General features: G+C 74.4%; 18 protein-coding genes and 1 pseudogene. 9 read left to right on the forward strand and 10 right to left on the reverse strand.

Features of this window, described 5'->3' with window-relative positions; translation table 11 throughout:
• The first annotated feature begins 83 nt into the window (after positions 1–83).
• Positions 84–1,658: a carboxylesterase/lipase family protein gene (locus tag DC008_RS27560; RefSeq protein ID WP_108709263.1), complete on the forward strand. Its 1,575-nt coding sequence runs from the start codon at positions 84–86 to the stop codon at positions 1,656–1,658.
• 318 nt (positions 1,659–1,976) lie between these two features.
• Here the strand turns inward: DC008_RS27560 and mmuM are convergent, their stop codons facing one another.
• Positions 1,977–2,900 (reverse strand): homocysteine S-methyltransferase, encoded by a 924-nt coding sequence (gene mmuM / locus DC008_RS27565; RefSeq protein WP_108709264.1) that lies wholly within the window; start codon positions 2,898–2,900, stop codon positions 1,977–1,979.
• A 149-nt stretch (positions 2,901–3,049) separates the two neighbouring features.
• Between mmuM and DC008_RS27570 the strand changes: the two genes are divergently transcribed.
• The 3 genes from DC008_RS27570 to DC008_RS27580 all read left to right on the forward strand — a co-directional run bounded on the left by DC008_RS27570 (position 3,050) and on the right by DC008_RS27580 (position 6,081).
• Entirely contained in the window at positions 3,050–4,783 is a 1,734-nt protein-coding gene (locus DC008_RS27570) for a DUF2264 domain-containing protein (protein ID WP_108709265.1), read from the forward strand.
• Between the two features lie 10 nt (positions 4,784–4,793).
• The gene (locus DC008_RS27575) at positions 4,794–5,582 is read left to right on the forward strand and encodes an isocitrate lyase/PEP mutase family protein (protein WP_108709266.1); all 789 of its coding nucleotides are present in this window, start codon (positions 4,794–4,796) and stop codon (positions 5,580–5,582) included.
• 73 nt (positions 5,583–5,655) lie between these two features.
• The gene (locus DC008_RS27580; RefSeq protein ID WP_108709267.1) at positions 5,656–6,081 is read left to right on the forward strand and encodes an NUDIX hydrolase; all 426 of its coding nucleotides are present in this window, start codon (positions 5,656–5,658) and stop codon (positions 6,079–6,081) included.
• Here the strand turns inward: DC008_RS27580 and DC008_RS27585 are convergent.
• From DC008_RS27585 to DC008_RS27605, 5 genes are all read right to left on the reverse strand, one after another.
• Positions 6,068–6,796, reverse strand: a complete 729-nt coding sequence (locus tag DC008_RS27585) for a cupin domain-containing protein (protein ID WP_108709268.1) — start codon at positions 6,794–6,796, stop codon at positions 6,068–6,070. The two genes, DC008_RS27580 and DC008_RS27585, sit on opposite strands and share 14 nt — an antisense overlap.
• Before the next feature lie 27 nt (positions 6,797–6,823).
• Positions 6,824–8,209 carry a hypothetical protein gene (locus tag DC008_RS27590; protein WP_244221426.1) on the reverse strand — a complete coding sequence of 462 codons (1,386 nt, stop codon included), beginning with the start codon at positions 8,207–8,209 and terminating at the stop codon, positions 6,824–6,826.
• Positions 8,210–8,465: 256 nt separating this feature from the next.
• Complete coding sequence (locus DC008_RS27595) at positions 8,466–9,068, reverse strand: TetR/AcrR family transcriptional regulator (protein WP_055623988.1); 603 nt, start codon at positions 9,066–9,068, stop codon at positions 8,466–8,468.
• Positions 9,069–9,137: 69 nt separating this feature from the next.
• A complete protein-coding gene (locus DC008_RS27600; RefSeq protein ID WP_108709270.1) occupies positions 9,138–9,833 on the reverse strand; it encodes a response regulator in 696 nt (231 codons plus the stop codon).
• Entirely contained in the window at positions 9,830–10,681 is an 852-nt protein-coding gene (locus tag DC008_RS27605; RefSeq protein WP_108709271.1) for a sensor histidine kinase, read from the reverse strand. The genes DC008_RS27600 and DC008_RS27605 overlap by 4 nt, the downstream gene beginning before the upstream one ends.
• Positions 10,682–10,820: 139 nt before the next feature.
• On the opposite strand from DC008_RS27605, the gene DC008_RS27610 reads away from it, so the two are divergent.
• Both DC008_RS27610 and DC008_RS27615 read left to right on the forward strand, forming a co-directional pair.
• Positions 10,821–11,528, forward strand: a complete 708-nt coding sequence (locus tag DC008_RS27610; RefSeq protein WP_108710885.1) for an ABC transporter ATP-binding protein — start codon at positions 10,821–10,823, stop codon at positions 11,526–11,528.
• Positions 11,525–13,840, forward strand: coding sequence for an ABC transporter permease (locus tag DC008_RS27615; protein WP_108709272.1), 2,316 nt, complete (start codon positions 11,525–11,527; stop codon positions 13,838–13,840). The genes DC008_RS27610 and DC008_RS27615 overlap by 4 nt, the downstream gene beginning before the upstream one ends.
• 21 nt (positions 13,841–13,861) lie before the next feature.
• On the opposite strand, the gene DC008_RS27620 is transcribed toward DC008_RS27615, so the two are convergent.
• From DC008_RS27620 to DC008_RS27635, 4 genes and pseudogenes are all read right to left on the reverse strand, one after another.
• Positions 13,862–16,741 carry a glycoside hydrolase family 2 TIM barrel-domain containing protein gene (locus tag DC008_RS27620; protein WP_108709273.1) on the reverse strand — a complete coding sequence of 960 codons (2,880 nt, stop codon included), beginning with the start codon at positions 16,739–16,741 and terminating at the stop codon, positions 13,862–13,864.
• 12 nt (positions 16,742–16,753) lie between these two features.
• Positions 16,754–17,334 (reverse strand): annotated as a pseudogene (locus tag DC008_RS27625) (carbohydrate ABC transporter permease).
• A gap of 222 nt (positions 17,335–17,556) precedes the next feature.
• Positions 17,557–18,780, reverse strand: coding sequence for an ROK family transcriptional regulator (locus DC008_RS27630; RefSeq protein ID WP_108709274.1), 1,224 nt, complete (start codon positions 18,778–18,780; stop codon positions 17,557–17,559).
• 125 nt (positions 18,781–18,905) lie between these two features.
• Positions 18,906–20,159: an FAD-binding protein gene (locus tag DC008_RS27635; protein WP_108710886.1), complete on the reverse strand. Its 1,254-nt coding sequence runs from the start codon at positions 20,157–20,159 to the stop codon at positions 18,906–18,908.
• Between the two features lie 121 nt (positions 20,160–20,280).
• Between DC008_RS27635 and DC008_RS27640 the strand changes: the two genes are divergently transcribed.
• From DC008_RS27640 to DC008_RS27650, 3 genes are all read left to right on the forward strand, one after another.
• The gene (locus tag DC008_RS27640; RefSeq protein WP_108709275.1) at positions 20,281–21,291 is read left to right on the forward strand and encodes a hydroxyacid dehydrogenase; all 1,011 of its coding nucleotides are present in this window, start codon (positions 20,281–20,283) and stop codon (positions 21,289–21,291) included.
• 113 nt (positions 21,292–21,404) lie between these two features.
• Positions 21,405–22,724, forward strand: coding sequence for a radical SAM protein (locus DC008_RS27645; protein ID WP_108709276.1), 1,320 nt, complete (start codon positions 21,405–21,407; stop codon positions 22,722–22,724).
• A gap of 201 nt (positions 22,725–22,925) precedes the next feature.
• Complete coding sequence (locus tag DC008_RS27650; protein WP_108709277.1) at positions 22,926–24,404, forward strand: cellulose binding domain-containing protein; 1,479 nt, start codon at positions 22,926–22,928, stop codon at positions 24,402–24,404.
• The last annotated feature ends 160 nt before the right edge of the window (positions 24,405–24,564 follow it).

Below are 24,564 nucleotides of genomic sequence, written 5' to 3' on the forward strand. Positions count from 1 at the left end.
CCCCGTCCGATGGAATATCCGGCCACAATGAGGTGCTCTGATCTTCACGGTGCACGAGCGCGGTGGAGGAGGCTGGAGGACGGATGACGGCACTCCGGACGGACCCTGTGGTGAGCACGCCCCACGGCGCGGTACGGGGCAGATACGAGGACGGCGTCGCCGTGTTCAGGGGCATCCCGTACGCGGCACCGCCCTTCGGCCCCCGCCGGTTCCGGCCGCCGGAGCCGCCCGAGCCGTGGGACGGCGTGCGGGACGCGCTCGCCTTCGGCCCGACCGCTCCGAAGCCGCCGTACTCCGAGGCGTTCGCCCACTACCTGTCCGACCCGACCGTGCCCGGCGACGACTGCCTCAACCTCAATGTCTGGACGCCCGACCCGGCCCCCGGCGCCCGGCTGCCCGTCATGGTGTGGCTGCACGGCGGCGCTCTCACCCGAGGCTCCTCCGCGGTGCCGGTCTACGACGGGCGGGCCTTCGCCCGTGACGGGGTCGTCATGGTCTCCGTGAACTACCGGCTCGGTGTCGAGGGGTACGGCTACTTCCCGGACGCCCCCGCCAACCCGGGACTGCGCGACCAGCTGGCCGCGCTGGAGTGGGTGCACGCGTCCATAGCCGCGTTCGGCGGCGACCCCGACCGGATCACACTGTTCGGCCAGTCCGCCGGCGCCATCAGCATCGGCGCGCTGCTCGCCGCCCCGCCGGCCCAGGGCCTGGTCCGGCGGGCCATCCTGCAGAGCGGGCCGCCCGAGGCCGGCGAACGGGACAAGGTGCGCCGCATGGTGCGCCGGATGGCGACCCGGCTGAAGATCCCGGCGACCGCCGCCGCGTTCGCCGACGTCGACCGTGAGCTGCTGCTGCGCACCCAGGGAGAGGTGGGCCGGCTCAGCTCGCCCGTGCTCGGCGGCCCGGCCTTCGGGATCGTCGTCGACGGCGACCTCGTGCCCCGCGAGCCGCTGGAGGCGCTGACCGACGGCGGCGCCGCGGCGGGCGTCGAGCTGATGATGGGCTGGACCAGGGACGAGTACCGGCTGTGGCTGGTGCCCGGCGGGCTGCTGGAGCGCGTCGACCGGCTCGGCGCGGTCGCCCTCGCCGGAGCCATGGCCCGCTGCCACGTCGGCTCCGACGTCCCGCGCGGCTACCGCGCACTGCACCCGGAGGCCGGCACCGCCGAGACGGTCGGCCAGATGGTCACCGACCACCTGCTGCGCCGCCCCCTGCACCGCCTGGCCGACGCCCGCCCCGGATCGTCGTACATGTACGAGTTCGCCTGGCCCTCCAACCTCCCCGACCTGGGCTCCTGCCACGCGCTGGAACTGGGCTTCGTCTTCGACACCGGGGAGGCCCCCGAGTCCCGCAAACTCGCCGGCGAGGGCGCCCCGCAGGCGCTCGCCGACGAGATGCACGGGGCGTGGGTCCGGTTCGCGACGGACGGCGACCCCGGCTGGCAGCCCTGGGACCCGACCCACCCGGTCCGCGTCTTCGGCGACGGCGTCCCCCGCACGGACCTCGGTCCTCGAGACGCCGAACTGTCCCTCTGGACCCCAGCACCCCACCCCCCGGACCCCGCCCCCGCCCCGGCCGACGGCACCGCGGCGCGCGGGACGGAGATGCGGGCGGTCGTCCGCCGACTGCGCCTGCCGGGGGCGGTCCGGCGGCATTGAGGGCTGCGGCGCCCGGGGACGTTGCCTGCGGTGTGCAGGCGGCCCGGTACGTGCCTTCGGCTGATGCGCGCGCTGAACGCTCGCGGGGCTTCGACTCCGGAGGGGTGGAGTTGCCGTGCCGCCCGTCCGGGCGGGGACCGGCGCGCCGGTCGCAGGACCGCCCGGGGCGGACGGCGCCGACGGGTGGGGCCCGCTCGCCGCAGCACCCGGCAGCCCCGCACGGGCATGGGCGGGTTCCGCCCGGGTGCGCTCGGACTCGGCAGGGGCCGGCCTGCGGGTCGCCGGCCACCCGCGGGCCCGTGGGCGGGCGGCGGGACGTCACGCCCCAGGCGTCAGCGTTCGGGAGAGGGCCGTGATCGTCGGGGGGCCCACGCGGCAGCAGCCGCCGATCAGGTGGGCGCCCGACACACGCCAGTGCCTGGCCAGGGCGGGGGAGAGGGTGGGCCGGCCGTCCCAGGCCCGGGTCGTCGCGTTCCAGGACTCGCCGCTGTTCGGGTAGGCGACCACCGGCAGGCCCGTCACCCGGGCCGCGACGGCGACCGCGCCCTCGACGTCCTCCGGGGCGCAGCAGTTCACCCCGACCGCGATCACCTCGTCGGCGCCGGCGACGAGCCCGAACGCCTCCTCCAGCGGCTGCCCGGCGCGCGTGCGGCCGCCGCTGACCGTGTACGACAGCCAGGCCGGGACGCCCAGCCCGCGCACCGCCCGCAGCAGCGCCACGGCCTCGTCGGTGTCCGGGACCGTCTCCAGCGCGAGCACGTCCGGCCGGGCCCCGGCGAGGACCTCCAGCCGGGGCCGGTGGAACCGCTCCAGCTCCGCCACGCTCAGCCCGTACCGCCCCCGGTACTCGGAGCCGTCCGCGAGCATCGCCCCGTACGGCCCGGCGGACGCCGCCACCCACAGCGGCCGGCCGATCCCGCGCACCCGCGCCCGCCGGGCCGCCTCGCGCGCCAGCTCCACACTCGACGCGATCAGCCCGGCGGCCCGCTCCCGGTCCACCCCGCGCCGCGCGAAACCCTCGAAGGTCGCCTGGTAGCCGGCGGTGATCGCCACGTCCGCGCCCGCCTCGAAGTAGGCGAGGTGGGCTGCGACGATCGCCTCGGGCTCCTCCGCGAGCAGCCGCGCCGACCACAGCTCGTCGCTCAGATCGTGGCCCTGGGCCTCGAGCTGGTTGGACAGACCTCCGTCGAGTACGACGGTGCCCGTGGCGAGGGCCTCGGCGAGGGTCGGCGTGCCGTTCATGCACGTGACGGTAGTCGAACGCGGGACGGGAGGGGGTCTGGCGCTGCAGGGGCGGGTGCGGGTGGGATGGGGAGTGGGAGTGCTTCACCGCCGTCGGAAGGAGCGCCCCCGGCGTACGACCGTCGACCAGCCCACGAGCCGGGAGTGCCATGCCGCTGTCGTTCGACGTCCCGCAGGACGGGGACTCCGCCCTCAGCCCCTACACCGGCCGCACCCGCGCCCACTGGGAGGCGACGGCCGACTCCCTGCTCGCCGCCGTCGAGCCGTACGCCACCGGCGACCGCGCCCTCTACCACCTGCCCGGTGACCGCCCGAGCTGGTCCGGCCGCCTCTCCGACGGCCTGGAGGGCTACGCCCGCACCCTGCTCCTCGCGGCCTTCCGCCGGGACGAGACCGTTCTGGAGCGCTACGCCGACGGACTCGCGGCCGGGGTGTCCGGGGTGTGGCCCCGCATCGAGGACCGGGGGCAGCCGCTCGTCGAGGCGGCGTCGATCGCGCTCGCGCTGAGGCTCACCCGGCCCCTGCTGTGGGACCGGCTGCCGGACGCGGTGCGGCAGCGCGCGGCCGCCTGGCTCGGCGACGCGCTCACCGCCGAACCCTGGCCCTGCAACTGGGAGTTGTTCCCGGTGACCGTCGGCGGCTTCCTCCAGGAGATCGGGCACGCGCCCGAGGCCTCCCGCACGGCGATCGACCGGGGCCTGGCCCGCATCGAGGACTGGTACGTCGGCGACGGCTGGTACACGGACGGGGACGGCCGCAAGTTCGACTACTACAACGGCTGGGCCATGCACCTCTACCCGGTGCTGCACGCCTGGCTGGCCGGTGACACCCACCTCCTCGACTTGTACGGCAGCCGGCTGTCCCGCCATCTCGCCGACCACGCCCGGCTGTTCGGCGGCGACGGTGCCCCGATGCGCCAGGGCCGCTCCTTGACCTACCGGTTCGCCACGGCGGCCCCCCTGTGGCTGGGCGCGCTCACCGGGCACACGCCCCTCGCGCCAGGTGTCACCCGGCGGCTGGCGTCCGGCGCGCTGACGTACTTCCTGGAGCGCGGCGCGGTGGACGAACACGGTCTGCTGACGCTCGGCTGGCACGGCCCCGACCCCTCGGTCCTGCAGGGCTATTCGGGGCCCGCGTCCCCGTACTGGGCGAGCAAGGGCTTCCTCGGCCTGCTGCTCCCGGCCGGCCACCCGGTGTGGACGGCGGTGGAGGAACCCGCGCCCGTCGAGCGCGAGGACGCCGTCACCGCCCTCGCCGCCCCCAACTGGCTGCTGCAGGGCACGCGTTCGGACGGGCTGGTCCGGCTGCACAACCACGGCAGCGAGGACGTCCGCTACGACCCGTACTACACGCGGCTCGCCTACTCCACGGCCACGGCGCCCTCACCGTCGTACGACAACTCCGTCGTCGTCGGCGGCGATCCACGCCGTACGGACATCGTGCCGCTCGGGGTGGGCGACGGCTGGGCGGCGTCCCGGCACTCGGTCGGCGACGGGGTCCGTGTCACCAGTGTGGTGCTGGCGGAGGGTGCGGCCGAGGTGCGGATCCACGAGGTCACGGGCGCGCCGGTCGGGACGGAGGTACGGGTGACCGGGTGGGCCGCGTCCGGCGGATCGCGGTCCGAACTCGTGCCGGTCCATGGCCTGTCGGGGGAGGACGAGTCGACCGGGGTGACGGCCGCCGGACCCACCCTCTTCGCCGTCCTGGCCCGTCTCACGGCGGAGACCGACCCCGTCCCGCTCGCGGACCTGGTGTCCGTGCGGCCGTCCGGGAACGGCGATGTGGACGTCCGGTGGAGCAGCGGCCGCCGGCTGCGGGTCCGGCCGACGCGGGACTGCCCGGTGGTCGACACTTCGGCCGGGGCCGAACGGATCCGCCCCTAGCGTTCCCCGTATGACGTCGACGACCCCGTTCGCCGCGCTCCACCACGGTGACGCGCCCCTGCTGCTGCCCAACGCCTGGGACCACGCCTCCGCCGCCGCCCTGGCCGCCCGGGGCTTCCCGGCGGTCGGTACGACGAGTCTGGGGGCCGCCGCTGCCGCCGGGCTGCCCGACGGCTCCTCCGCCACCCGTGACGAGACCCTGCGCCTCGCCCTCGTGCTCGGCTCCGGGCCGTTCCTGCTCTCCGTCGACGCGGAGGACGGCTACAGCGACGAACCCGAGGAGGTGGCCGCGTTCGCCCGGCAGCTCGCGGCCGTCGGAGCCGTCGGCGTCAACCTGGAGGACCGGCTGGGCGACCCCGTCCGGCACGCGGCGAAGATCGCCGCGGTCAAGGCCGCCGTCCCCGGGCTCTTCGTCAACGCCCGGACCGACACCCACTGGCTGGGAGAGGGGAGCGAGGACCCGAGGCGCCGGCTCGACGCCTACCGGGAGGCGGGAGCCGACGGGGTGTTCGTGCCCGGGCTGACCGACGCCCGGGAGATCGCCGCCCTGGTGAAGGATCTCGACGTCCCCCTGAACGTCCTGCACAGCCCGGCCGGACCCACTGTCCCCCGGCTCGCCGAGCTCGGTGTCCGTCGCGTCAGCCTCGGCTCCCTCCTCTACCGGGTGGCGCTGGGTGCCGCGCTCGACGCGGTCGGCGCGATCGCGGCCGGACGGCCGCCGGCCGGGACCGTCCCCTCGTACCGGGATGTCGAGAAGCTGGGACGGCGCGGTGACGCGGGACACGGCGGCGGGCGGTGAGCCCCTGTTAGCCTTGAAGCCTTCCCGGGTATCAGACCCTTTGGACTCATCACCGGCGAGGGACCGAGGAACCATGACCATGGACATCCCCGGCGACAGGCGACTGGCGGCCGCCGTCGTGATGGACGAGGACCGGCGGGTCCTCCTGGTCCGCCGCAGCGTCAAGGAGCGGTTCCTGCCCCGGGTCTGGGGCGTCCCCTGCGGAAAGCTGGAGCCCGGCGAGCGCCCCGAGGACGGCGCGCTGCGGGAGCTCAAGGAGGAGACCGGCCTGCTCGGCGAGGTCGTCCGCAAGGTCGGCGAGTCGTCCTTCCTCAGCGACTACCGAGGCCACGAGATCAAGAACTGGCAGGACAACTTCCTGGTCCGCCCGCTGACTTCGGCGATCACCCTGCCCGAGCCCGACCAGGACTCCGTCTGGCTGAGCCGCGCCGAGCTGACGACGGTCGACGTCGACGCGTACAACCTCGACGTCGTCCGGCAGGCCTTCAGCGCGGCCTGAGGCGGTCCGCCAGCTCGCCCAGCGCCGCCAGATACTCCGGCACCGCCAGCGGCACCTTCGCCACCGCGCCCGGATGCGGGCCCGCCGCCGTGAACACGTCGGTGTGCCGCCGCCGTCCGGCCCCCGTCTCCAGGAAGAGCGTCACCGTCGGCTCGTCCGTGTCGCACCAGGCCCGGTGCAGGGTGTGCGCGGGCAGCGCGTACGAACTGCCCGCCGCGTACTGGCCGGTGTGCGTCAGCCGCAGCCTCGCCTCGCCCGCCGCCGCCAGCGTCCAGTCCGCCGAGCCGTGCGCCAGCGACTCCTCGTAGCGGGCCGCCGTGAGACCGTCACCGTCGCCGGACACCTCGTACAGCTCCATCGCCAGCCGGCCCCGCACCACATAGGAGGCCAGCGGCGAACGGTGGTTGTGGATGTCCTCCTTGCCGATCGTCCCCGCGTCCGGATGCCACACATGCGCGCGCAGCATGTGCCGCGGCCCCGCGTCGATCAGCAGCAGCTTGTCGAAGCCCAGCACATGCCGGTACGAGAGCCGGGCCGTGCCCTCCGGATCGCCCGCGCCGGACGCCAGTTCGGCGACGAGCGCCGACAGGGCCCCGTCCGCGCCGAGTTCGCCGACGACCCGGCGGGCGGCCGCCGCCTGTTCGTGCTCGGGCAGCTCGCCGTCCAGCGCCTCCGCCAGCAACCGCCGTGCCGCCCGCACCCGCCGACCACCCATGCACCCGTCCTCCCGTACCGCAGCGGCTCATCCGCGTGGCTGATACATCCATACGGCATGGGCACGCAGCGCCGAAAGGCCCTGATACGTCATCCACATGGGCCGGCGCAGCTCGGTGCCGTCGCCGCCGCGCCCCCACACCCAGACCCCGCCCCGCTGCCCGGCCCACACCGCGGCCAGCGCCCCGTCCAGCCGGACCCGCCACTCGTCCTCCAGGCCCTCGGCCCGCGCGACGGCCACGGCACCCGGCGTCAGCAGCGCGCGCACCAGCCAGGACGCGGTGAAGTGCCGCACGCCCAGCACCTCGTGCCGGGACGGGTCGTCGGTACGCGGGCGGCGCACCTCCTCGTGCAGGTTCTCCAGGTCGGGGCAGGTGTCGTGCGGCGCGTCCGGGCAGGCCAGCAGCCAGCGGATGCCGTCCTCGCGCGCGGTCCGCGCCCGCTCGCCGCGGGCGTCGGCGTCCTCGCCCAGCACCCGTGCCGCCCGGTCCAGGGCGACCACGGCCTGCGCGGTGTGCAGCGGCGACGGCCTTCCGTACGGCGGCTGCAGCCGGTAGCCCCAGCAGCGCAGATGGTCCCGGCGCCCGTCGCTGATCGCGCCGTCCGCGAGGGCCTCGCGCAACAGGGAGAGCAGCGGGGAGCCGGGCGCGGCCCGCAGCAGCCCGCGCAGCACGGTCGTCACCACATGCGTGGACTCCCAGCCGGCGCGGTCCAGCTCCCGGGTGAAACCGGCCGTGCAGAGGTCCACCTCGGCGCCCAGCCGGTCGGCCGGCACGCCCGCGCGGGCCAGCGCGCCCAGCACCAGCGCGGTGACCTCGGGACGTGCCTGGGAGCCCTGGGAGCGCGCCGACCAGCCGCCCTCGGGCAGCCGCAGCCGCCACAGCGTGTCCACCAGCTCGCCGGTGCTCAGCCGCCCGTCGGGCATCCCCAGGTCGAGCATCATGTGCAGGCCGTACGCGGTGCCCACGGACGTAGGCCAGGACGGGGTGCTCTCGCCGAGGGAGTGCGGCCAGCCGGTGAGGCGCCCGCGCCGCGGGTCCTCCACGACGCACACCTGCTCGACGAGGGCGTCGTACGCGGAGGCGAACACCTGCGGGAGCGGGCCGGACGCGCCCGTGCCCGGACGGTCACCGCCGCCGCCCCGGTTGCCCGCCGCGGCCCGGGCGCGCAGCAGGCCGGCCGCCAGCCAGACGGCGACGAAGGTGCCGAGCCCACTGACACCGGAGATCAGATAGCGGGCCGCGGAGCCGTCCAGCGAGTCCGGCAGCACCCCGAACAGGGCCTGGAAGACGGCGTATCCGGCGGCCGCCGCGCCGAGTCCGCCGAGCCAGCCGACGAAACGGGCCGGCGGCGAGCCGGCCGGGTCCTCACCGTCGGCGGGGGGAGGGGCGGGACCGGGGCGACGGGATCTCAACGGGCCGCGTCCTAACTGCTGTTGGGACAAGACGCGCTCCCTCCCCCGTGGCGGCCGCGTGTGGCTTCCGCGAAGCTTCCAGTCTAAGAGTTCCGAACAAAAGTGGAGTCCGATCAGCTCGCGGCGTCTGGTGCGTGCGATCGCAAGGCGCCGGAAGCCCCTGGTAGTGGGGCTACCAGGGGCTTCCGGCAACGCGGCGAGCGTGCGGGCCAGACGCCGCGAGCCGGGCTCCACTTTTGTTCGGAACTCTAAGTGGTCAGCGGGGCGCCTGGGGCGGCCGCCCGCCGGGCCCGCCCCGCGGCCAGTGCGAGAGGGCCACGTGCAGGGCGTCGACGGCCCGGTCCCAGGACTCCTCGACGTCCCGGGGGGCGCCGAACGCCCCGGTGGACTCCAGGGAGCAGTAGCCGTGGAAGGTGCTCCGCAGCAGCCGGACGGCGTCCGTGAGGTCGGGCTCCTCGAGGCCGTAGGCGCGCAGCATGCCGTAGGTGATCTCGGCGGTGCGGCGCAGGGCGGGGGAGTCGGCGATCAGCTCCTGGTCGATCGCCATCTGGGTCGCCGCGTACCGTCCGGGGTGCTCCAGCGCGTACGCCCGGTAAGCCGCCGCGAAGGCGACCAGGGCGTCCTTGCCGGCGCGGCCCGCCACGGCCGCCGCGATCCGGTCGATCATCTCGCCGCCGGCCAGCAGCGCCACCCGGGTCCGCAGGTCCTGGAGGTTGCGGACGTGCGAGTAGAGGCTCGCGTCCTTCACACCGAAACGGCGGGCCAGCGCCGACAGGCTGACGTTCTCGAACCCCACCTCGTCGGCGAGCTCGGCCGCCGCCGCGGCGAGGCGGTCGGCGGTCAGTCCTGCGCGGGCCATGGAGGTCCTTCGGTGGTGAGAGGCGGTGCGACAAGCGGAGATGCTAGTCCCCGGGTGCGGGCGGGGGCCTCACGCCCGTCCGTCGGGGCCACCCGGCCGGACCAGGCCGGTCTCGTACGCGAGGACGACCGCCTGGGCGCGGTCCCGCAGGTCCAGCTTGGCGAAGATCCGGGCCACATGGGACTTCACCGTCGCCTCGCTGAGCGTGAGGTGCGCGGCGAGCTCCGCGTTGGACAGACCCCGGCCGAGCAGCGTCAGCACCTCCAGCTCGCGCGGGGTCAGCGCGGCCAGATCGGCGGGGACGGCCGGCGGCCCGGCGGTGTCCCCGGCGGCGAAGCGCTCCACCAGACGGCGGGTGATGGCGGGCGCGAGCAGCGCGTCGCCCGTGCCGACCAGCCGGACGGCCGCCGCCAGATGCTCGGGCGTCACGTCCTTCAGCAGGAAGCCGCTCGCCCCCATCGACAGGGCCGCGTACACGTACCGGTCCAGGTCGAAGGTGGTGAGCATGAGCACCCGGCAGTGCGGCGCCTCCCGGAGGATGCGGCGGGTCGCCTCCAGGCCGTCCATGGTGGGCATGCGGATGTCCATCAGGACGACGTCCGGGGCGAGTTCACGGGCCAGCGTCACCGCCTCCACGCCGTCCGCGGCCTCGCCGACGACGTCGATGCCGCGCACCGTCAGGATCAGCCGGAAACCGGTGCGGATCAGGGTCTGGTCGTCGACGATCAGCACCCGGGGCCCGGGCCCGTCCGCCGGCGCCGTCACGGCCGGTCCAGGGGGATGCGGGCGCGGACCCGGTAGCCGCCGCCGAGACGCCGGCGGGCGTCCAGGTCACCGCCGTACACCGCGACCCGCTCGCGCAGACCCAGCAGGCCGCGGCCGGTGCCCTCGCGGGGGCGGGGCACCGCCGGGCGTGCGGCCGGGCCGCCGGTCAGCACGCTCGGGCCGGTGTTCAGCACCTCGACGCGCAGCGCGTGGTCGGCGTAGCGGACGCTGACCTCCGCCCGGCCGCCGTCGCCGTGCCGGAGGGCGTTCGTCAGAGCCTCCTGGACGATGCGGTACGCCGTCACGTCGATGCCCGGCGGCAGCGGGCGCGGCTCGCCGGAGATGCGCACCTCCACGGGCAGCCCCGCGAACGACACCCGGTCCACCAGCTGCCCGAGCCGGTCGAGGCCGGGCTGCGGAGCCGGCACGGACGCCCCGCCCGTCTCCGGGTCCCCGTCCGTCTCGTCCCGGCCGTCCGCCGGCGGGGCGAGCACCCCCAGCAGATGCCGCAGATCCGTCATCGCGCCCCGCCCCGCGTCCTCCACGGCACGCAGCGCCGCCGCGGCCTCGTCCGGCATCGTGCCGAGCACCTCGCGGGCCGCGCCCGCCTGGACGACCATGAGGCTCACCGTGTGACTGACGATGTCGTGCAACTCCCGTGCGATCCGGTCCCGTTCGGCCGCGACGGCCGCGCGTGCCGCGCTCTCCCGCTCCCGTTCGAGCAGCCAGCCGCGCTCCCCGACGGCCGCCCGCCACCGCCGCCGCGTCCGCACCAGCGCGGCGGCCAGCACCACGACGGCCGCCCACGCCACCGAGGCGGCGGCCCAGCCCGCGTTCCAGTCCCCCATGAGGACAACCCTGGCAGACCGCCGGGGCCGCGCGCATCGGCCGGGCGATGCAGTGCCTGCATCCCGGGGATGAGAGGACGCCGGGATGCCATCCGGGGAGGGATGTCCGCGGCGGCGCCCGGCTCGTAGCGTCGTGTCCATGGTCACCGATGACAGCGCACACGACACCGTCGTACGGCTCGACGGCGTACACAAGGAGTACGGGGAGACGACGGCGCTGGCCGGGGTGTCCCTGGAGATCGGGGCCGGTGAGGCGGTCGCCGTGATGGGGCCCTCGGGGTGCGGGAAGACCACCCTGCTCAACATGATCGCCGGTCTGGACCGGCCCACCGGCGGCAGCGTCGTCGTCCACGGGGAGAACGTGGGGGAGGCCAGCGAGAAGGAGCTCGCCCTGTACCGACGGCACCGGATCGGCATGATCTTCCAGTTCTTCAACCTGATCGACGACCTGTCCGCCCTCGACAACGTGGCGCTGGCCGCCCAGCTGACCGGCACCCCCGCCCGGCAGGCCCGGCGCCGCGCCCTGGAACTCCTCGACGAACTCGGCGTCGCCGACCGGCGCAACGCCTACCCGGCCGTGCTCAGCGGCGGCGAACGCCAACGCGTCGCCGTCGCCCGGGCGTTGATGAACCGCCCGGCGCTGCTGCTGGCGGACGAGCCGACCGGCGCCCTCGACAGCCGGGCCGGGGAACAGGTGATGGACCTGCTGCTCGACCTCAACCAGATCGGGCAGACCCTGATCCTGGTGACCCACGACGCCCGGCTCGCCCGGCGCTGCGCCGGCCGCCTCATCGAACTCGCCGACGGCCGGGTGACCGGCGAACAGGCCCTGGAGGTGTCCGCGTGAGGGCCGTATGGCGGGCCGCGCGCGCGGCGGTACGGCGCCGCAGGCTCCAGACCCTCGTCATCGCCCTGGTCACCCTCACGTCCAGTACGGCCCTGGTGTTCGCCCTCGGCCTGCTCGACGCCGCCTCCGCCCCCTTCGACAAGGCGTTCGGCGCACAGCGCGGCCCGCACATGGTCGCCGTCCTCGACCCGGAGAAGGTCACCGACGAGCGGCTCGCACGGGTCGGCGGCCACCCCGGCGTCGAGGCGATGGCCGGCCCCTTCCGGCAGGCCACCGTCGAACTGCCCCGGGACGCCATGGAGTTCGGTCTCGGCACCGAGATCACCGTCGTCGGCCGAGCCGATCCGGGCGGGCCCGTGGGCCGGCTGGACCTGTGGGCGGGCCGCTGGGCCACCCGGCCCGGCGAGATCGTCCTCAACCGGCAGTCCGACTGGACCCCGGACGACCTCGGCGAACGGATCCCGGTGCGGCCGGGCGGCCCCGCGCTCACCGTCGTCGGGTTCGCCTTCGACCTCAGCCGGACCGCCGACGCCTGGGTGACGCCCGGCCAGATCGGCGCCCTGCGCCCGACCGCCACCCAGCTGCTGCTCCGCTTCCCGGACGCGTCCTCCGAGTCCCGGCTGCGCGCCCAGCTCGCCGACGCCACCGAGACATTGCCGGACGGCGCGCTCACCGCGTCCCGGTCGTATCTCGCCCTCAAGCACCAGGTGAGCAGCTCGGCCCGCGCCTACACCCCGTATCTGACGGCCTTCGGCGTCCTCGGGGTGGCGGTGGCCGTGCTCATCGTCGCCAACGTGGTGAGCGGCGCGGTGATCTCCGGCTTCCGGCAGATCGGCGTGCTCAGGGCGCTCGGCTTCACCCCGGGCCAGGTGGTCGCCGTCCACCTCACGATGGTCTCGGTGCCGGCGGTCGCCGGCTGCGCGCTCGGCACGGCCCTCGGCAACCTGCTCGCCGAGCCCTTCTTCGGGGCCGTGTTCACCGGGCCCGACGCGGGTGTGCTGCACGACAGCGTCTCCGTCTCGGGCCGGGTCGACGCGGTCACCCTGCTCGGCCTGCCCGTGGTCTGTCTGCTCGCCGCGCTGGCACCCGCGTTGCGCGTGCACCGGATGCCCGCGGCACGGGCGATCAGCGCCGGCAGCGCGCCACGCGCCGGACGGGCCCTGCGCCTCCAGCGGCGGCTCGCCGGCAGCGCGCTGCCGCGCCCGGTCAGCCTGGGCGTGGGCCTGCCGTTCGCCCGGCCCGGACGCAGCGCCCTGACGCTGGCGGCGGTGGTCCTCGGGGTCACCACGGTGACGTTCGCGGCGGGCCTCGCGACGACGATGGAACGGTTCGGCACCGCCGGGCGGGACGCCTTCCAGGTCACCGTGTACGCCTCCCGGTACCACGACGGCCGGGAGATCCCGCCCCGGCACCCGGACCTCGAACTGCACGCCCTGCTCGCCGGTCTGCCGGGCGCCACGGAGGTCACCGCCCGCTCCGCCGTGGACGTACGGCTGGTGGGCTCCGCGCACCCGGTGCTCCTCGAGGGACGCCGCGGGGACCGCCTCCCGCTCGGTGACGTGCTCACCGGCGGCCGGTGGATGCGCGGCGACCACGAGGTCGTGGCCGGCTCGGCCTTCCTGCGGCAGAACGGCGTACGGATCGGCGACCGGATCACCCTGGAGAAGGGCGGCCGGGATCTGCGGGTGCGGGTCGTCGGGGAGTTCATGGGCAACAACGCCCGGGTCGTCGTCTCCGGCTGGCCGGCCGTCACCGCGCTCGCACCCGACGAGAAGCCCATCGCGTACCACGTCAGGCTCGGCGCCGGTGCCGACCCGGACGCCTACGCCCGCGCCGCCCGGGACGCCGACAGCGGAGTGACCCCGGCGCCCCGGGGCCCGGACACCGTCACCCGCACCATCGTGGGCTCCGCCACCGCCCTCACCGTGATGCTCGCGCTGGTCGCCGCGCTCGGCGTGTTCCACACCGTCGTCCTCAACACCCGTGACCGGCGCCGCGATCTGGGCACGCTGAAGTCGATGGGCATGACCCCGGCGCAGGTCACCCTGATGACGGTGACGTCGATGGCGGTCCTCGGCGTCGTCGGCTCCCTGCTCGGCATCCCGCTGGGCGTGGCGGGCTACCAAGTGGTCGTCCCGCGCATGGCGGACGCCGTGGACATCACCCTCCCCGCGTACATGACCGACGTGTGGCGGGCCCCGGCCCTCACCGCGCTCGCCCTCGCCGGGGTGGCCATCGCCGTGCTCGGCGCCCTGGTGCCGGCCCGCCGTGCCGGCCGGCTCACCATCGCGGAGGTGCTGCGCGGCGAGTGACCGGGGCGGCGGGCCGGGGCCTCACCCGGCCTCGGCCGCCGAGAACACGAAGGAGAACTCGGCGGGCCCGGGCCACAGCCGGTACCGGGGGAGCGGGCCCGGACCGCAGGACTGGGAGCCGATGCCGTGCAGCCGGTGGTCCAGGTGGACCCAGACCGTGTCCCCGGGCACGAGGTCGGTGCGGTGCCGGGCGGCGTCCAGCTGCTCGGTGGTCCAGGGCCTGGCCGTGAACCAGAACTCCGGTTCGCCGTCGACCCGCAGACCGCCGATCTCCGCCCACCGCACATCGGCGCGGGCGCCGTTCTCCTGCGGGCGGACGTAGGGCGTGTGAAGTTCCCGGACGCTCGCGTCCCACAGCAGGTCCTTCGACGCCGCCCGGGTGTCCGGGTAGGACTCGTTCCCGCCGCCGAACCAGAAGACGGCGTCCTCGGGGGTGGCCCCGGGGAGGCCGAAGCGGACGCCGAGCCGGGGCAGCGGCACCCGCCACTCGCCGTCCGGTACGACCGACACGGTCAGCCGTACCCGTGTGCCGTCGGAGGTCCAGCGGTACACCGTGCGCAGGCCCACCTCCCGGGCGGCGGGCGCCACCCGGGTCCGTACGGTCAGGGCGTCACCGTCCGTCTCGACGGCCTCCAGCCGGTGCCGCATCCGGTGCAGGCCCAGCTCGCGCCAGAGCGGTCCGTACCGGGTGCCCGTCTGCCAGGCCGCCCCGTCGTCGTTGTCGGTCGTCGCCCGCCACACGTCCAGCCGCAGACCGCTCACCGGCACACCGAGGAGGGTGCGCGGCACGCCGGTGCGGGCGTCGAAGACAGCAGGGCCCAGTGCGATCCGGTCGCCGTCGACGGCGGGGCGCACACCGGTCACCGCGGGCGCCGGGGCGCGGCGGGCCACCGTCCCCTGCGCCCAGGCCACCTCGTGGTTCCGTCCGGCCCAGGGCGTGTCCTCGGCGAGCCGCGCCTCCACCGTCCACCGCACCTCCTCGCCCCCGCCGTCCGGGGCCTCGGGCAGCTTCAGCTCCGCCGACTCCCCGGGGGCGAGCGGCGGCACGGCGAGCGGGTGCGCCCCCGTCGGCATGCCGTCCACCTGGTAGGAGAACGAGAACTCCAGATGGGTCACGTCCGCGAAGTCGTACCGGTTGATCACCCGTACGGTGCCGTCCGCGTCGCCCGCCTCGATGCGGACCGGCTCGATCACCTTCTTGTACTCGATCAGGCCCGGTGACGGCGTGCGGTCCGGGAGGAGCAGCCCGTCGCAGACGAAGTTGCCGTCGTGCAGCTCCTCGCCGAAGTCACCGCCGTACGCGTAGCCCAGCTCCGGGTGCTCGACGCCGTGGTCGATCCACTCCCAGACGAAGCCGCCCTGGAGCCGCTCGTACCGCTCGAACAGCTCCTGGTACTCGGTCAGCCCACCGGGGCCGTTGCCCATGGCGTGCGCGTACTCGCAGAGGATCAGGGGCAGTTCGCGCCTGCGGCGGGTGCCGCCGTCCAGGCCCCGCGCGATCCGCTCCACCTCCTCGTGCGACGGGTACATCCGCGAGTACACGTCCGTGTCGCGGCAGCCGATGTCACCCTCGTAGTGCACCGGGCGGGACGGGTCCCGGTCGTGGATCCAGTCGGCCATCGCGGTCAGTCCGCGTCCGGTGCCCGCCTCGTTGCCGAGCGACCACATCACCACCGACGGGTGGTTCTTGTCCCGCTCCACCATGCGGGCGGCGCGGTCGAGCAGGGCGGGGGTCCAGCGCTCGTCGTCGACGGGGTTGTCCCGCCACTCCTGTTCGACGAAGCCGTGGGTCTCCAGGTCGCACTCGTCGATCACCCACAGCCCGTACTCGTCGCACAGGTCGAGGAAGGCCGGGTGCGGCGGGTAGTGGGAGGTGCGCACCGCGTTGATGTTGTGCCGCTTCATCAGCAGCACGTCCTCGCGCATCGTGCCGAGGTCCAGGGCGCGGCCCGTACGCGGATGCCACTCGTGCCGGTTGACACCCTTGAACAGCAGGGGAGTCCCGTTCACCTTGATCAGGCCGTCCTCGACGGCGATCGTACGGAAGCCGATGCGCACCGGGACGCGCTCGCCCGCCGTGACCAGGACGCCGTCGTACAGCCGGGGCGTCTCCGCCGTCCACGGCTCGACCGGGAGCGTCACCGGCTCCCCGGCCGCCACGTCGACGCCCAACTCCTCGACGAACACGCGCCCTTCGGTGTCGGAGTCGACGCGCAGGGTGCCCGTGCCGGTGACGTGGTCGTAGGAGGCGTGCACGAAGAAGTCGCCCACGCCGCCCGGCGGGCGGTGCAGCAGAGTCACGTCACGGAAGATGCCGGGCAGCCACCACTGGTCCTGGTCCTCCAGATACGACCCGGCCGACCACTGGTGGACCCGGACCGCGAGGACGTTCCCGGCCGGCCGCAGCAGCGCCCCGACCGCGAACTCGTGCGGCAGCCGCGACCCCTTGAACTCCCCGAGCTCCGTGCCGTTCAGCCAGACCCGGGCGCAGGACTCCACACCGTCGAAGCGCAGCAGTGCCTCCCCGTCCGCAGGCCAGTCGCCGGGCAGGTCGAAGACCCGCAGATGGTCGCCGGTCGGGTTCTCCGTCGGGACGTGCGGGGGATCCACCGGGAACGGGTACAGGTGGTTGGTGTAGATCGGCGCGCCGAACGCCCCGTCGCCCTGCAGCACCCAGTGCCCGGGGACCGTGACCTCGGCCCAGTCCCCGGCGTCGAACCCCGGTGCGGCGAACGCCTCGTCCTCGGCGTCCGCGGTCGCCGAGACCCGCAACCGCCACCGGCCGTTCAGGGACAGGGAGCGCGCGTCGGAGTCCGCGTACCAGGCACGCGGAGGCAGCGCTCCGGTACCGGGCGACACGTCCTCGACGTAGCCGGGGGCGGGGGAAGTGCGCACTGACATGAGTCTCCTTGCTCAGCCCTTGATGCCGGTCTGCGCGATCCCCTGCACCAGCCAGCGCTGGAGGAAGAGGAACACGAACAGCAGGGGCAGGATGGATATCGCCGTCGCCATGAAGATCTGGTGGAACACGACCGTCTGCCCGGTCGTGTACGAGGACAAAAGCAGGTGAAGCCGCTGAACAGGCCCGGGACGATGAGCCCCCGGTAGCTGTCCACCCAGCCCGGCGAGGACACCAGCACGAAGCTGGGGACGAACGTCACCGCCGTCGGCGCCATGAGGGTGCCCAGGACGGCGTAGAACACCTTGTCGGCGTGCCGGTACGGGATGCGCGTCAGGCTGTAGCCCGCCGGCGAGCACACCAGCAGGACGCCCGCCGTGTGCAGCACGGCGACCACGGTGGAGTTCCACAGCGAGCCGGCGAACGGCACCTGCGAGTCGTCGAACGGCGCGGTGACGTTGCCCCACTGGATGTCGGTCGGGAACGGCGTCCAGTCCTCGCCGGTGATCTGGGCGTCCGTGGACAGCGCGTTGCGGACCAGGACGTAGAACGGCACGAGGAACAGCAGCGCCGCGACCCCGGTCGCCACGTACAGACCGGTGCTGCTCCTTGCTCGATGCCGACATGCTGACGTCCTTGTCTCGAGTGCGGCTCCGCGCCGCCCGTGGCCGGTGGGGGCCCGGCGTCAGGCGGTCCGAGGAAGGTGCGGTGCCGGACATTAACCTTCGGCCAATACTTCGGCAAGGGGTTGGACGAAGTCCGTGCGAAGCGTTGTGCGCCGTTCGGGATGCCGGACGCGACTGCCTCTGAGGGGTCGTCAGGAAGTCGATGCCGTACGGCTCCTGACCCGCTGCCCCACGGACTGCAGGGCGCCCTCCAGGGCGAACGTGGCCGCGCCCAGACAGACCGGGTCGGTCGGGATGGGGGACAGCACGATCCGGGTGCCGGTCAGCGGCCGGCGCAGCGCGTGCCGGGCCACCGCCTCGCGCACCGCGCGCAGCAGCGGCTCGCCGAACGCCGCCGCCACCCAGCTGCTGAGCACCACGACCTGCGGGTTGAGCAGGTTCACCAGGTCGGCGATGCCGGCGCCGAGATAACGGGCGGTGCGCCGGACCGTCTCGAGGGCCACGGGGTCGTCGGCGGCCACCGCGCGGGCGAGCGCGTCGATCGTGGCCGTCTGGTCGCCGTCGTGCAGCAGCGGGCTCGCGGGGTCCACCTCCCGCAGGTTCCGCATGATGCCGGGCGCCCCCACATACGTCTCCACACAGCCGTGGTCGCCGCAGTGGCACGGGCGGCCGTCCAGGACGAGCGTCGTATGGCCCCACTCGCCCGCGCTGTTGCTCACGCCTCGGTGCAGTCCGCCGCCGAGCACCAGGCCCGCGCCCACGCCGGTGCCGAGGTTGACCACCACGGCGTCCCCGCTGCCCCGCGCGGCCCCGAACCACAGCTCGGCCACCGCGCAGGCGCGCAACGGGTTGTCCAGGTACAGCGGATAGGCGATGTGCTCGGCGAGCAGATCGAGCAACGGCACGTGGTGCCAGTCCCAGTTGGGCGCGTACTCGCACACACCGGTCGCCCGGTCCACCTGCCCCGGCACGCTCACCCCGACGCCCAGCACCCGCGCGGCCTCCGCCCCGGCCTGCGCGACCACCGAGCCGACGGCGGCCGCGACATGGCCGACGACCTGCTCGGGCCGGCTCTCCCCGGGACGCATCTCCTCGTCCGCGCGGGCCAGCACCTTCAGTGCGAGATCGAAGAGCTCCACCCGTACGTACGTCTCCGCGATGTCGACGCCGATCAGGGTGCCGCCCGACGCGTGCACGGCGACGAGGCCCCGTGGACGGCCGCCCGCCGAGTCCTCGAAGCCGACCTCCGTGATCATCCCCAGGTCGAGCAGCTCGCCGACGAGGGTGGCCACCGTGGCCAGGCTCAGCCCGGTGGCCGCCGCCAGCTCCTGCCGCGAGGTCGGCGACGCGGCGATGATCTGGCGCAGCACCTCGTAGCGGTTCGCGGTACGGATGTCGCGTGACGTGCACTTCACGGGGTGCCCCCGTCCCTTCGTCCGGGCCGGGCGGACGGGCGCCGGCGCGGCGTCAGGCTATGGCGTGCGCCCACCGTTCGACAAGGGCTTAGGAAAGGGGCTGTACGAAGTCCCGCGCGGCCCCTTCACCCGCCCAGGACGTCCCGCACGAACGCGTTGGCGAACGTGCCCTTCGGGTCCAGCTCACGCGCCAGCGCCCGGAAGTCGTCCAGGCGCGGATACCGGTCGCGCAGCACCCCGGCGGGCGTCGTGAACACCTTCCCCCAGTGCGGCCGCGGCGCGAAGGCGTCCAACGCCGCCTCCAGCCGCCGCACCACCGGAAGCACCGCCGCCGTGTCCTCGATCCACGTGAAGTGGAGGGCCACCGTGTCCCGCCCGTAGGACGGGCTGAGCCACTGTTCGTCGGCGGCGACCGTGCGCACCTCGCAGGTCTGCAGGACCGGGGCGACCGTGTCCCGGATCGCGTCGACCGCGTGCAGCGCCTCCAGCGCGCGGTCGCGGGGCAGCAGATACTCCGACTGGAGCTCGGCGCCGCTGCTCGGCGTGAACTCGGCCCGGAAGTGCGGCAGCCGCTCGTGCCACGGACCCGGCACCCCGAACTGCTCGGTGCAGTTGACCGCGGGCATCCCCGGCACCGGGTGCAGCTTCTCGGTGGCGGGCGCGGCCCCCGTGATCTCCGGCAGCGGCTGGTCGGTGCGCCGCTTGAGCCACACCTGCCGGAAGCCCGGGGCACGCCAGTCGGTGAACAGGCTGACGCTGTACGCCGCCGACATGACCGCCTCGAACGCCGCCGTGTCCAGTCCGGCCAGCGGCAGCTCGGTGAAGACGTGCTGCTCGACCTCGAAGGCGGGCTCCAGGTCCAGGGTGAGCGCGGTGACCACGCCGAGCGCGCCCAGCGAGGTGACGGCACCGCCGAACCGCGGATCGTCCCGGCCGATCCGCACCACCGAGCCGTCGGCGGTGACCAGCTCCACCTCGCGCACGGCCGACCCCAGCGAGCCGTTGCCGACACCCGAGCCATGGGTGCCGGTGGCGACGGAACCGGCCACCGAGATGTGCGGCAGCGACGCCATGTTGGGCAGTGCCAGGCCGTGCGCGTGCACGGCGCGCGCCAGCTCGGCGTACCGGGTGCCGCCCGAGACCCGGACCGTGCGCGCGGCGCCGTCCACGTCGACCAGCGGGGGCAGGGCCGCGATGGACAGCAGGACCCCGTCCGGACCGGGCTCGGCGATCTCGTTGAAGGAGTGCCCGCTGCCCAGCACCCGCACCCGGGTGCTCGCGGCGACCAGGGCGGCCACCTCGTCGACCGAGGCCGGGCGGTGCAGCTCCCCGGCGCCGTAGGTGATGTTGCCCGCCCAGTTGGTGATCGTCCCGGTCATCCTGTCGCCCTTCACGGTGCGTGTCTGTCGCGTTGACCCTCTCATCCGCGGATGCCTACGGTAGAGACCGTTTTCCACGACCGACGTCCCGGGCCCATTCCACCGAGCCGGAGGCCATGCGTTGACCCAGCGGCCGCACGCCGTTTTCGCCCTGTCCGCGGAGAACGTCCCCCTGGTCTTCCCGCCACCGGTGCTGGCCCGGCTGCGCGAGACGGTGGACATCGACGCGGCCCTCGTCGCCGAGGACTTCGCGGACCCCCGGGTGAAGGACGCCCTGGCCCGAGCCGAGATCCTCGTCACCGGCTGGGGCGGCCCCCTGCTGGACGCGGCCGCCCTGGACGCCGTCCCGCGGCTCCGGGCCGTGCTGCACGCGGCCGGGTCCGTCAAGGGGATCGTCACCCCCGAGGTGTGGCGCCGGGGGATCGCGGTGAGCTCGGCGGCGGCCGCCAACGCGCTGCCCGTCGCCGAGTACACGCTCGCCATGATCCTGCTCTCCGGCAAGGACCTCTTCGCCGTCCGCGACCGGCTGCGCGCCGAGCGGGACGCCTTCGGCGGCTGGGGGCTGCTCCCCGGCGTCGGCAATCTCGGCCGCCGGGTCGGGGTGATCGGCGCCTCACGCATCGGCCGCCGGGTCATCGAGCTGCTGCGCCCCTTCGACCTGGTGCCGGCCCTGACCGACCCGTACGCCGACGAGGAGACGGCCGCCGCCCTCGGTGTCCGTCTGCTGCCGTTGGACGAGCTGCTGCGCACCTCGGACGTCGTGACCCTGCACGCCCCCGCCACCCCCGAGACCCGGCATCTGATCGGCGCCCGCGAGCTCGCCCTGATGCCGGACGGGGCCGTCCTGATCAACACCGCGCGCGGCTCGCTCCTCGACCACGACGCCCTCGTCGCCGAGCTGCGCACCGGCCGGCTCTCCGCGATCCTCGACGTCACCGACCCCGAGCCGCTGCCCGCCGGGTCACCGCTGTACGACCTGCCGAACGCGGTGCTCACTCCGCACCGGGCGGGCTCCCAGGGCAACGAGACGGCCCGGCTGGGCCTCGTCGTCGCCGAGGAGGCCGCCCGCCTCGCCGCCCGTTCACCCCTCGCCCACGCCGTCGATCCGGCCGCGCTGGCACGCGAGGCGTGACCCCCGGCACACGCCACGACCTGCTGGAAGGGGCCCCGGCGCGGCCCGCCCGAGGGCAGGGGCATACCGTGAGGAGTCGTACGCAGAGAGCCTGTGCCGGGAGGAGATTACGGATGGGCAGCCGCACCGCACTGGTCGAGGATCTGATGGAGCGATTCCCGCACGTTCCGCGGGAAGCCGTCTTCAAGGAGGATCTGCTCCGGGGCGGGGTCGCCTTCGACCCGTCCGCCCTGAGCGACAACGAGGGCGGTGAGGTCAAACCGAAGTCGTACTTCATCTTCTCGTTCGACCACGGCACCCTGCCCGAGCTCGGCGAGGCCGCCCTGCGGCGCCCGCCCGAGGAGATCATCCTCACCGGCGGCCCTTACGACCTGCGCCGCACCGTCGTGTCGGTCCGGGTGAACCCGGCGTCCCCCTACCGGGTCGCCGCCGACGAGCACGGCATGCTCGGCCTCTACCTGGACGGCAGGCGCATCTCCGACGTGGGCGTGCCGCCGATGCCGGAGTACTACCGGCACAAGCTGTCCAACGGGAAGTCCGTGATGGAGGTCGCCCCCACCATCCAGTGGGGCTACCTGATCTACCTGACGGTCTTCCGGGTCTGCCAGTACTTCGGCGCCAAGGAGGAGTGCCAGTACTGTGACATCAACCACAACTGGCGCCAGCACAAGGCGGCGGGGCGGCCCTACACCGGGGTGAAGGACGTCGAGGAGGTCCTCGAGGCGCTGGAGATCATCGACCGGTACGACACGGCGAAGGCGTCCACCGCCTACACCCTCACCGGCGGCGCGATCACCAAGACCGTCTCCGGCCGTGACGAGGCCGACTTCTACGGCCACTACGCCAAGGCCATCGAGGAGCGCTTCCCCGGCCGCTGGATCGGCAAGGTCGTCGCCCAGGCGCTGCCCAAGGACGACGTGCAGCGCTTCAAGGACTACGGCGTGCAGATCTACCACCCCAACTACGAGGTGTGGGACGAGTACCTGTTCAAGATGTACTGCCCGGGCAAGGAGCGGTACGTCGGCCGGGACGAGTGGCACCGCCGCATCCTCGACTCCGCGGAGATCTTCGGCGCACGCAACGTCATCCCCAACTTCGTGGCCGGTGTGGAGATGGCGGAGCCGTTCGGCTTCAAGACCGTCGACGAGGCGATCGCGTCCACCACGGAGGGCCTGCGCTTCTTCATGTCGAAGGGCATCACGCCCCGCTTCACCACCTGGTGCCCCGAGCCGACCACCCCGCTCGGCAAGGCCAACCCGCAGGGCGCGCCGCTGGAGTACCACATCCGGCTGCTCCAGGCGTACCGGCAGACCATGGAGGAGTTCGGCCTGTCGTCGCCCCCCGGCTACGGCGAGCCCGGCCCCGGCCGCGCGGTGTTCTCCGTGAGTTCCTTCATGGACAGCCTTCCCGCGGAGGAGTCCAGCACGGTATAGGTGGGGTGACGGGTGAGCCGGACGGGGTCCGCATCCGTACAAGAGGCCGCGGGGGCGGGGCGCCACGGTCCGTCATGAGCTCTGAACACAGCGCTTGTCAGTTGTGACGGAGACGTGCAAAGCTCCTGCCCTGCCGCGAGGGTCCTCTCAACTCCCCTTTCCCTGGGGTGAGTTGACCTCGGATGTGGATGCAGGAGACTCATGCCCGACCTGCCGACCCCTCAGGACGCCACCGAGGCCGCCCTGTTCGCCGAGTGCTGGGACGCCGTGCTGTCGTACGCCGACCTGTGCACGGTCGGCCCCGAGTCGGCGGGCCATCTGGCCTCGGAGGCCTTCGCGGCCGGACTGCGCGAGGCCCGCGAGGCCGGGACGGGACCGGGCACCGCCCGCCGCCCCGCCCGGCTGCCCCGCATCCCCCTGCTGCTGGTCGCCGTGCGCACCACGGCGGCCGCCTGGGAGGAGAGCGGCCGGGGCGACGGCCTCGACCCCGACCTCCGGCTGTGGCTCAACTCCGAGCACGCCGCCCGCCACACCGGGCCCCCGCTCGGACGGCCGGTCGCGCTGCGCGGACTGCGCGACATGCAGGAACCGGACGCGGCCCTGCTGTGGCTCACCGAGGTCGAGGCGCTGCCGCCGCACGTCGTCGCCCGCACCCTGGGCCTCGACCCGGCCACCGTCTCCGACGAGGTCGCCCAGGTGCGCGGCCTGTTCCGGGACCGCTGCCGGCGCAACCATCTCGACACCCCGATGGACGCGCGGTGCCGCAGCTACGCCCGCCTCCTCGACGCCGTGCACCGCTCGCCCGCCGCCGACATCCCCGGCGACCTCTCCCGCCACCTCGCGACCTGTGTGCCGTGCGCCGAGGCCGCCGCCTGTCTGCGGCCGCACGGCGGAGGGCTGCCCGCCGCCCTCGCCGGGGGCGTCCTCGGCTGGGGCGGACTCGCCTATCTGGAGCGCCGCCGCCGGGCCGCCGAGGCCCGTCTCGCCGCCCACCCCGGCGCGGACCCGGACGCCCCGGCCCGCCCCGGGGCCCACAAGGCGCGGATGGTGCGCGGCGCCCTGCTCGTCACCGCCGTCCTGGTCTCCGCGCTCGCCCTCGCCGTGTCGATGACCCAGGGCGGCTCGTCCGCCGGCACGGGCGCGGCCGACGGCGACCTCTCCGCACGCCGGCCCGTCACCGACCCCGGCTTCTCCCTGCCGGTCACCGCCGCCACCCGCCCGGCCTCCAAGACGCCGAAGCCGTCCGCGAGCCCTTCGCCCCGCGCGGACCGGGCGACCCGTGACCCCGATCCCGAACCGCAGGGCACCCCGTCCACGACGGCCCGACCCGGGACACCGCGGCCGTCCACGGCCGAACCCCCCTCCTGCACCGCGGTCTACGACCTCGTCAACGAGTGGACCGACGGCTTCCAGGCCATCGTCACCGTCACCACCGACCGCGCCCTGGACGACTGGCGCGTCGCCTGGTCGTTCCGGGACGGGCAGCGGGTCGGCCAGATGTGGGACGCCGAGTACGCCCAGAACGGCCCCCGGGTCACCGCCACCGCGGCCGACTACAACAAGTCCGTCGCGGCCGGCGGCAAGCTGACCTTCGGCTTCCTCGGCTCCTGGCGGGGCGCCAACTCCCCGGCGTACGACCTCACCCTCGACGGCCGGACCTGCGCCCTGAAAACCGGTTGACGGGCGGGCGCGCGGCCCGGCAGAGTGACGGCGTTCCCACAGCGGCGGCCCAGGGCCGCCGTCATCCGGCGGAAGTGACGAGGAGGTGTCGACCGATGGCTGTCATTGCGATGAGCGCTGCCCGCATGCGAACCATCCCGTCCACCTCCGTGGCCGCCGG

The organism is Streptomyces nigra, from assembly GCF_003074055.1.
In the GTDB taxonomy this organism is placed as follows: domain Bacteria; phylum Actinomycetota; class Actinomycetes; order Streptomycetales; family Streptomycetaceae; genus Streptomyces; species Streptomyces nigra.

Bases quoted from the DNA above. Each gene is read 5' to 3' on its own strand.
- DC008_RS27560 (WP_108709263.1), top strand. From the start codon at position 84: ATGACGGCACTCCGGACGGACCCTGTGGTGAGCACGCCCCACGGCGCG.
- mmuM (WP_108709264.1), bottom strand. From the start codon at position 2,900: ATGAACGGCACGCCGACCCTCGCCGAGGCCCTCGCCACGGGCACCGTC.
- DC008_RS27570 (WP_108709265.1), top strand. From the start codon at position 3,050: ATGCCGCTGTCGTTCGACGTCCCGCAGGACGGGGACTCCGCCCTCAGC.
- DC008_RS27575 (WP_108709266.1), top strand. From the start codon at position 4,794: ATGACGTCGACGACCCCGTTCGCCGCGCTCCACCACGGTGACGCGCCC.
- DC008_RS27580 (WP_108709267.1), top strand. From the start codon at position 5,656: ATGACCATGGACATCCCCGGCGACAGGCGACTGGCGGCCGCCGTCGTG.
- DC008_RS27585 (WP_108709268.1), bottom strand. From the start codon at position 6,796: ATGGGTGGTCGGCGGGTGCGGGCGGCACGGCGGTTGCTGGCGGAGGCG.
- DC008_RS27595 (WP_055623988.1), bottom strand. From the start codon at position 9,068: ATGGCCCGCGCAGGACTGACCGCCGACCGCCTCGCCGCGGCGGCGGCC.
- DC008_RS27605 (WP_108709271.1), bottom strand. From the start codon at position 10,681: ATGGGGGACTGGAACGCGGGCTGGGCCGCCGCCTCGGTGGCGTGGGCG.
- DC008_RS27610 (WP_108710885.1), top strand. From the start codon at position 10,821: ATGGTCACCGATGACAGCGCACACGACACCGTCGTACGGCTCGACGGC.
- DC008_RS27620 (WP_108709273.1), bottom strand. From the start codon at position 16,741: ATGTCAGTGCGCACTTCCCCCGCCCCCGGCTACGTCGAGGACGTGTCG.
- DC008_RS27635 (WP_108710886.1), bottom strand. From the start codon at position 20,159: ATGACCGGGACGATCACCAACTGGGCGGGCAACATCACCTACGGCGCC.
- DC008_RS27645 (WP_108709276.1), top strand. From the start codon at position 21,405: ATGGGCAGCCGCACCGCACTGGTCGAGGATCTGATGGAGCGATTCCCG.
- DC008_RS27650 (WP_108709277.1), top strand. From the start codon at position 22,926: ATGCCCGACCTGCCGACCCCTCAGGACGCCACCGAGGCCGCCCTGTTC.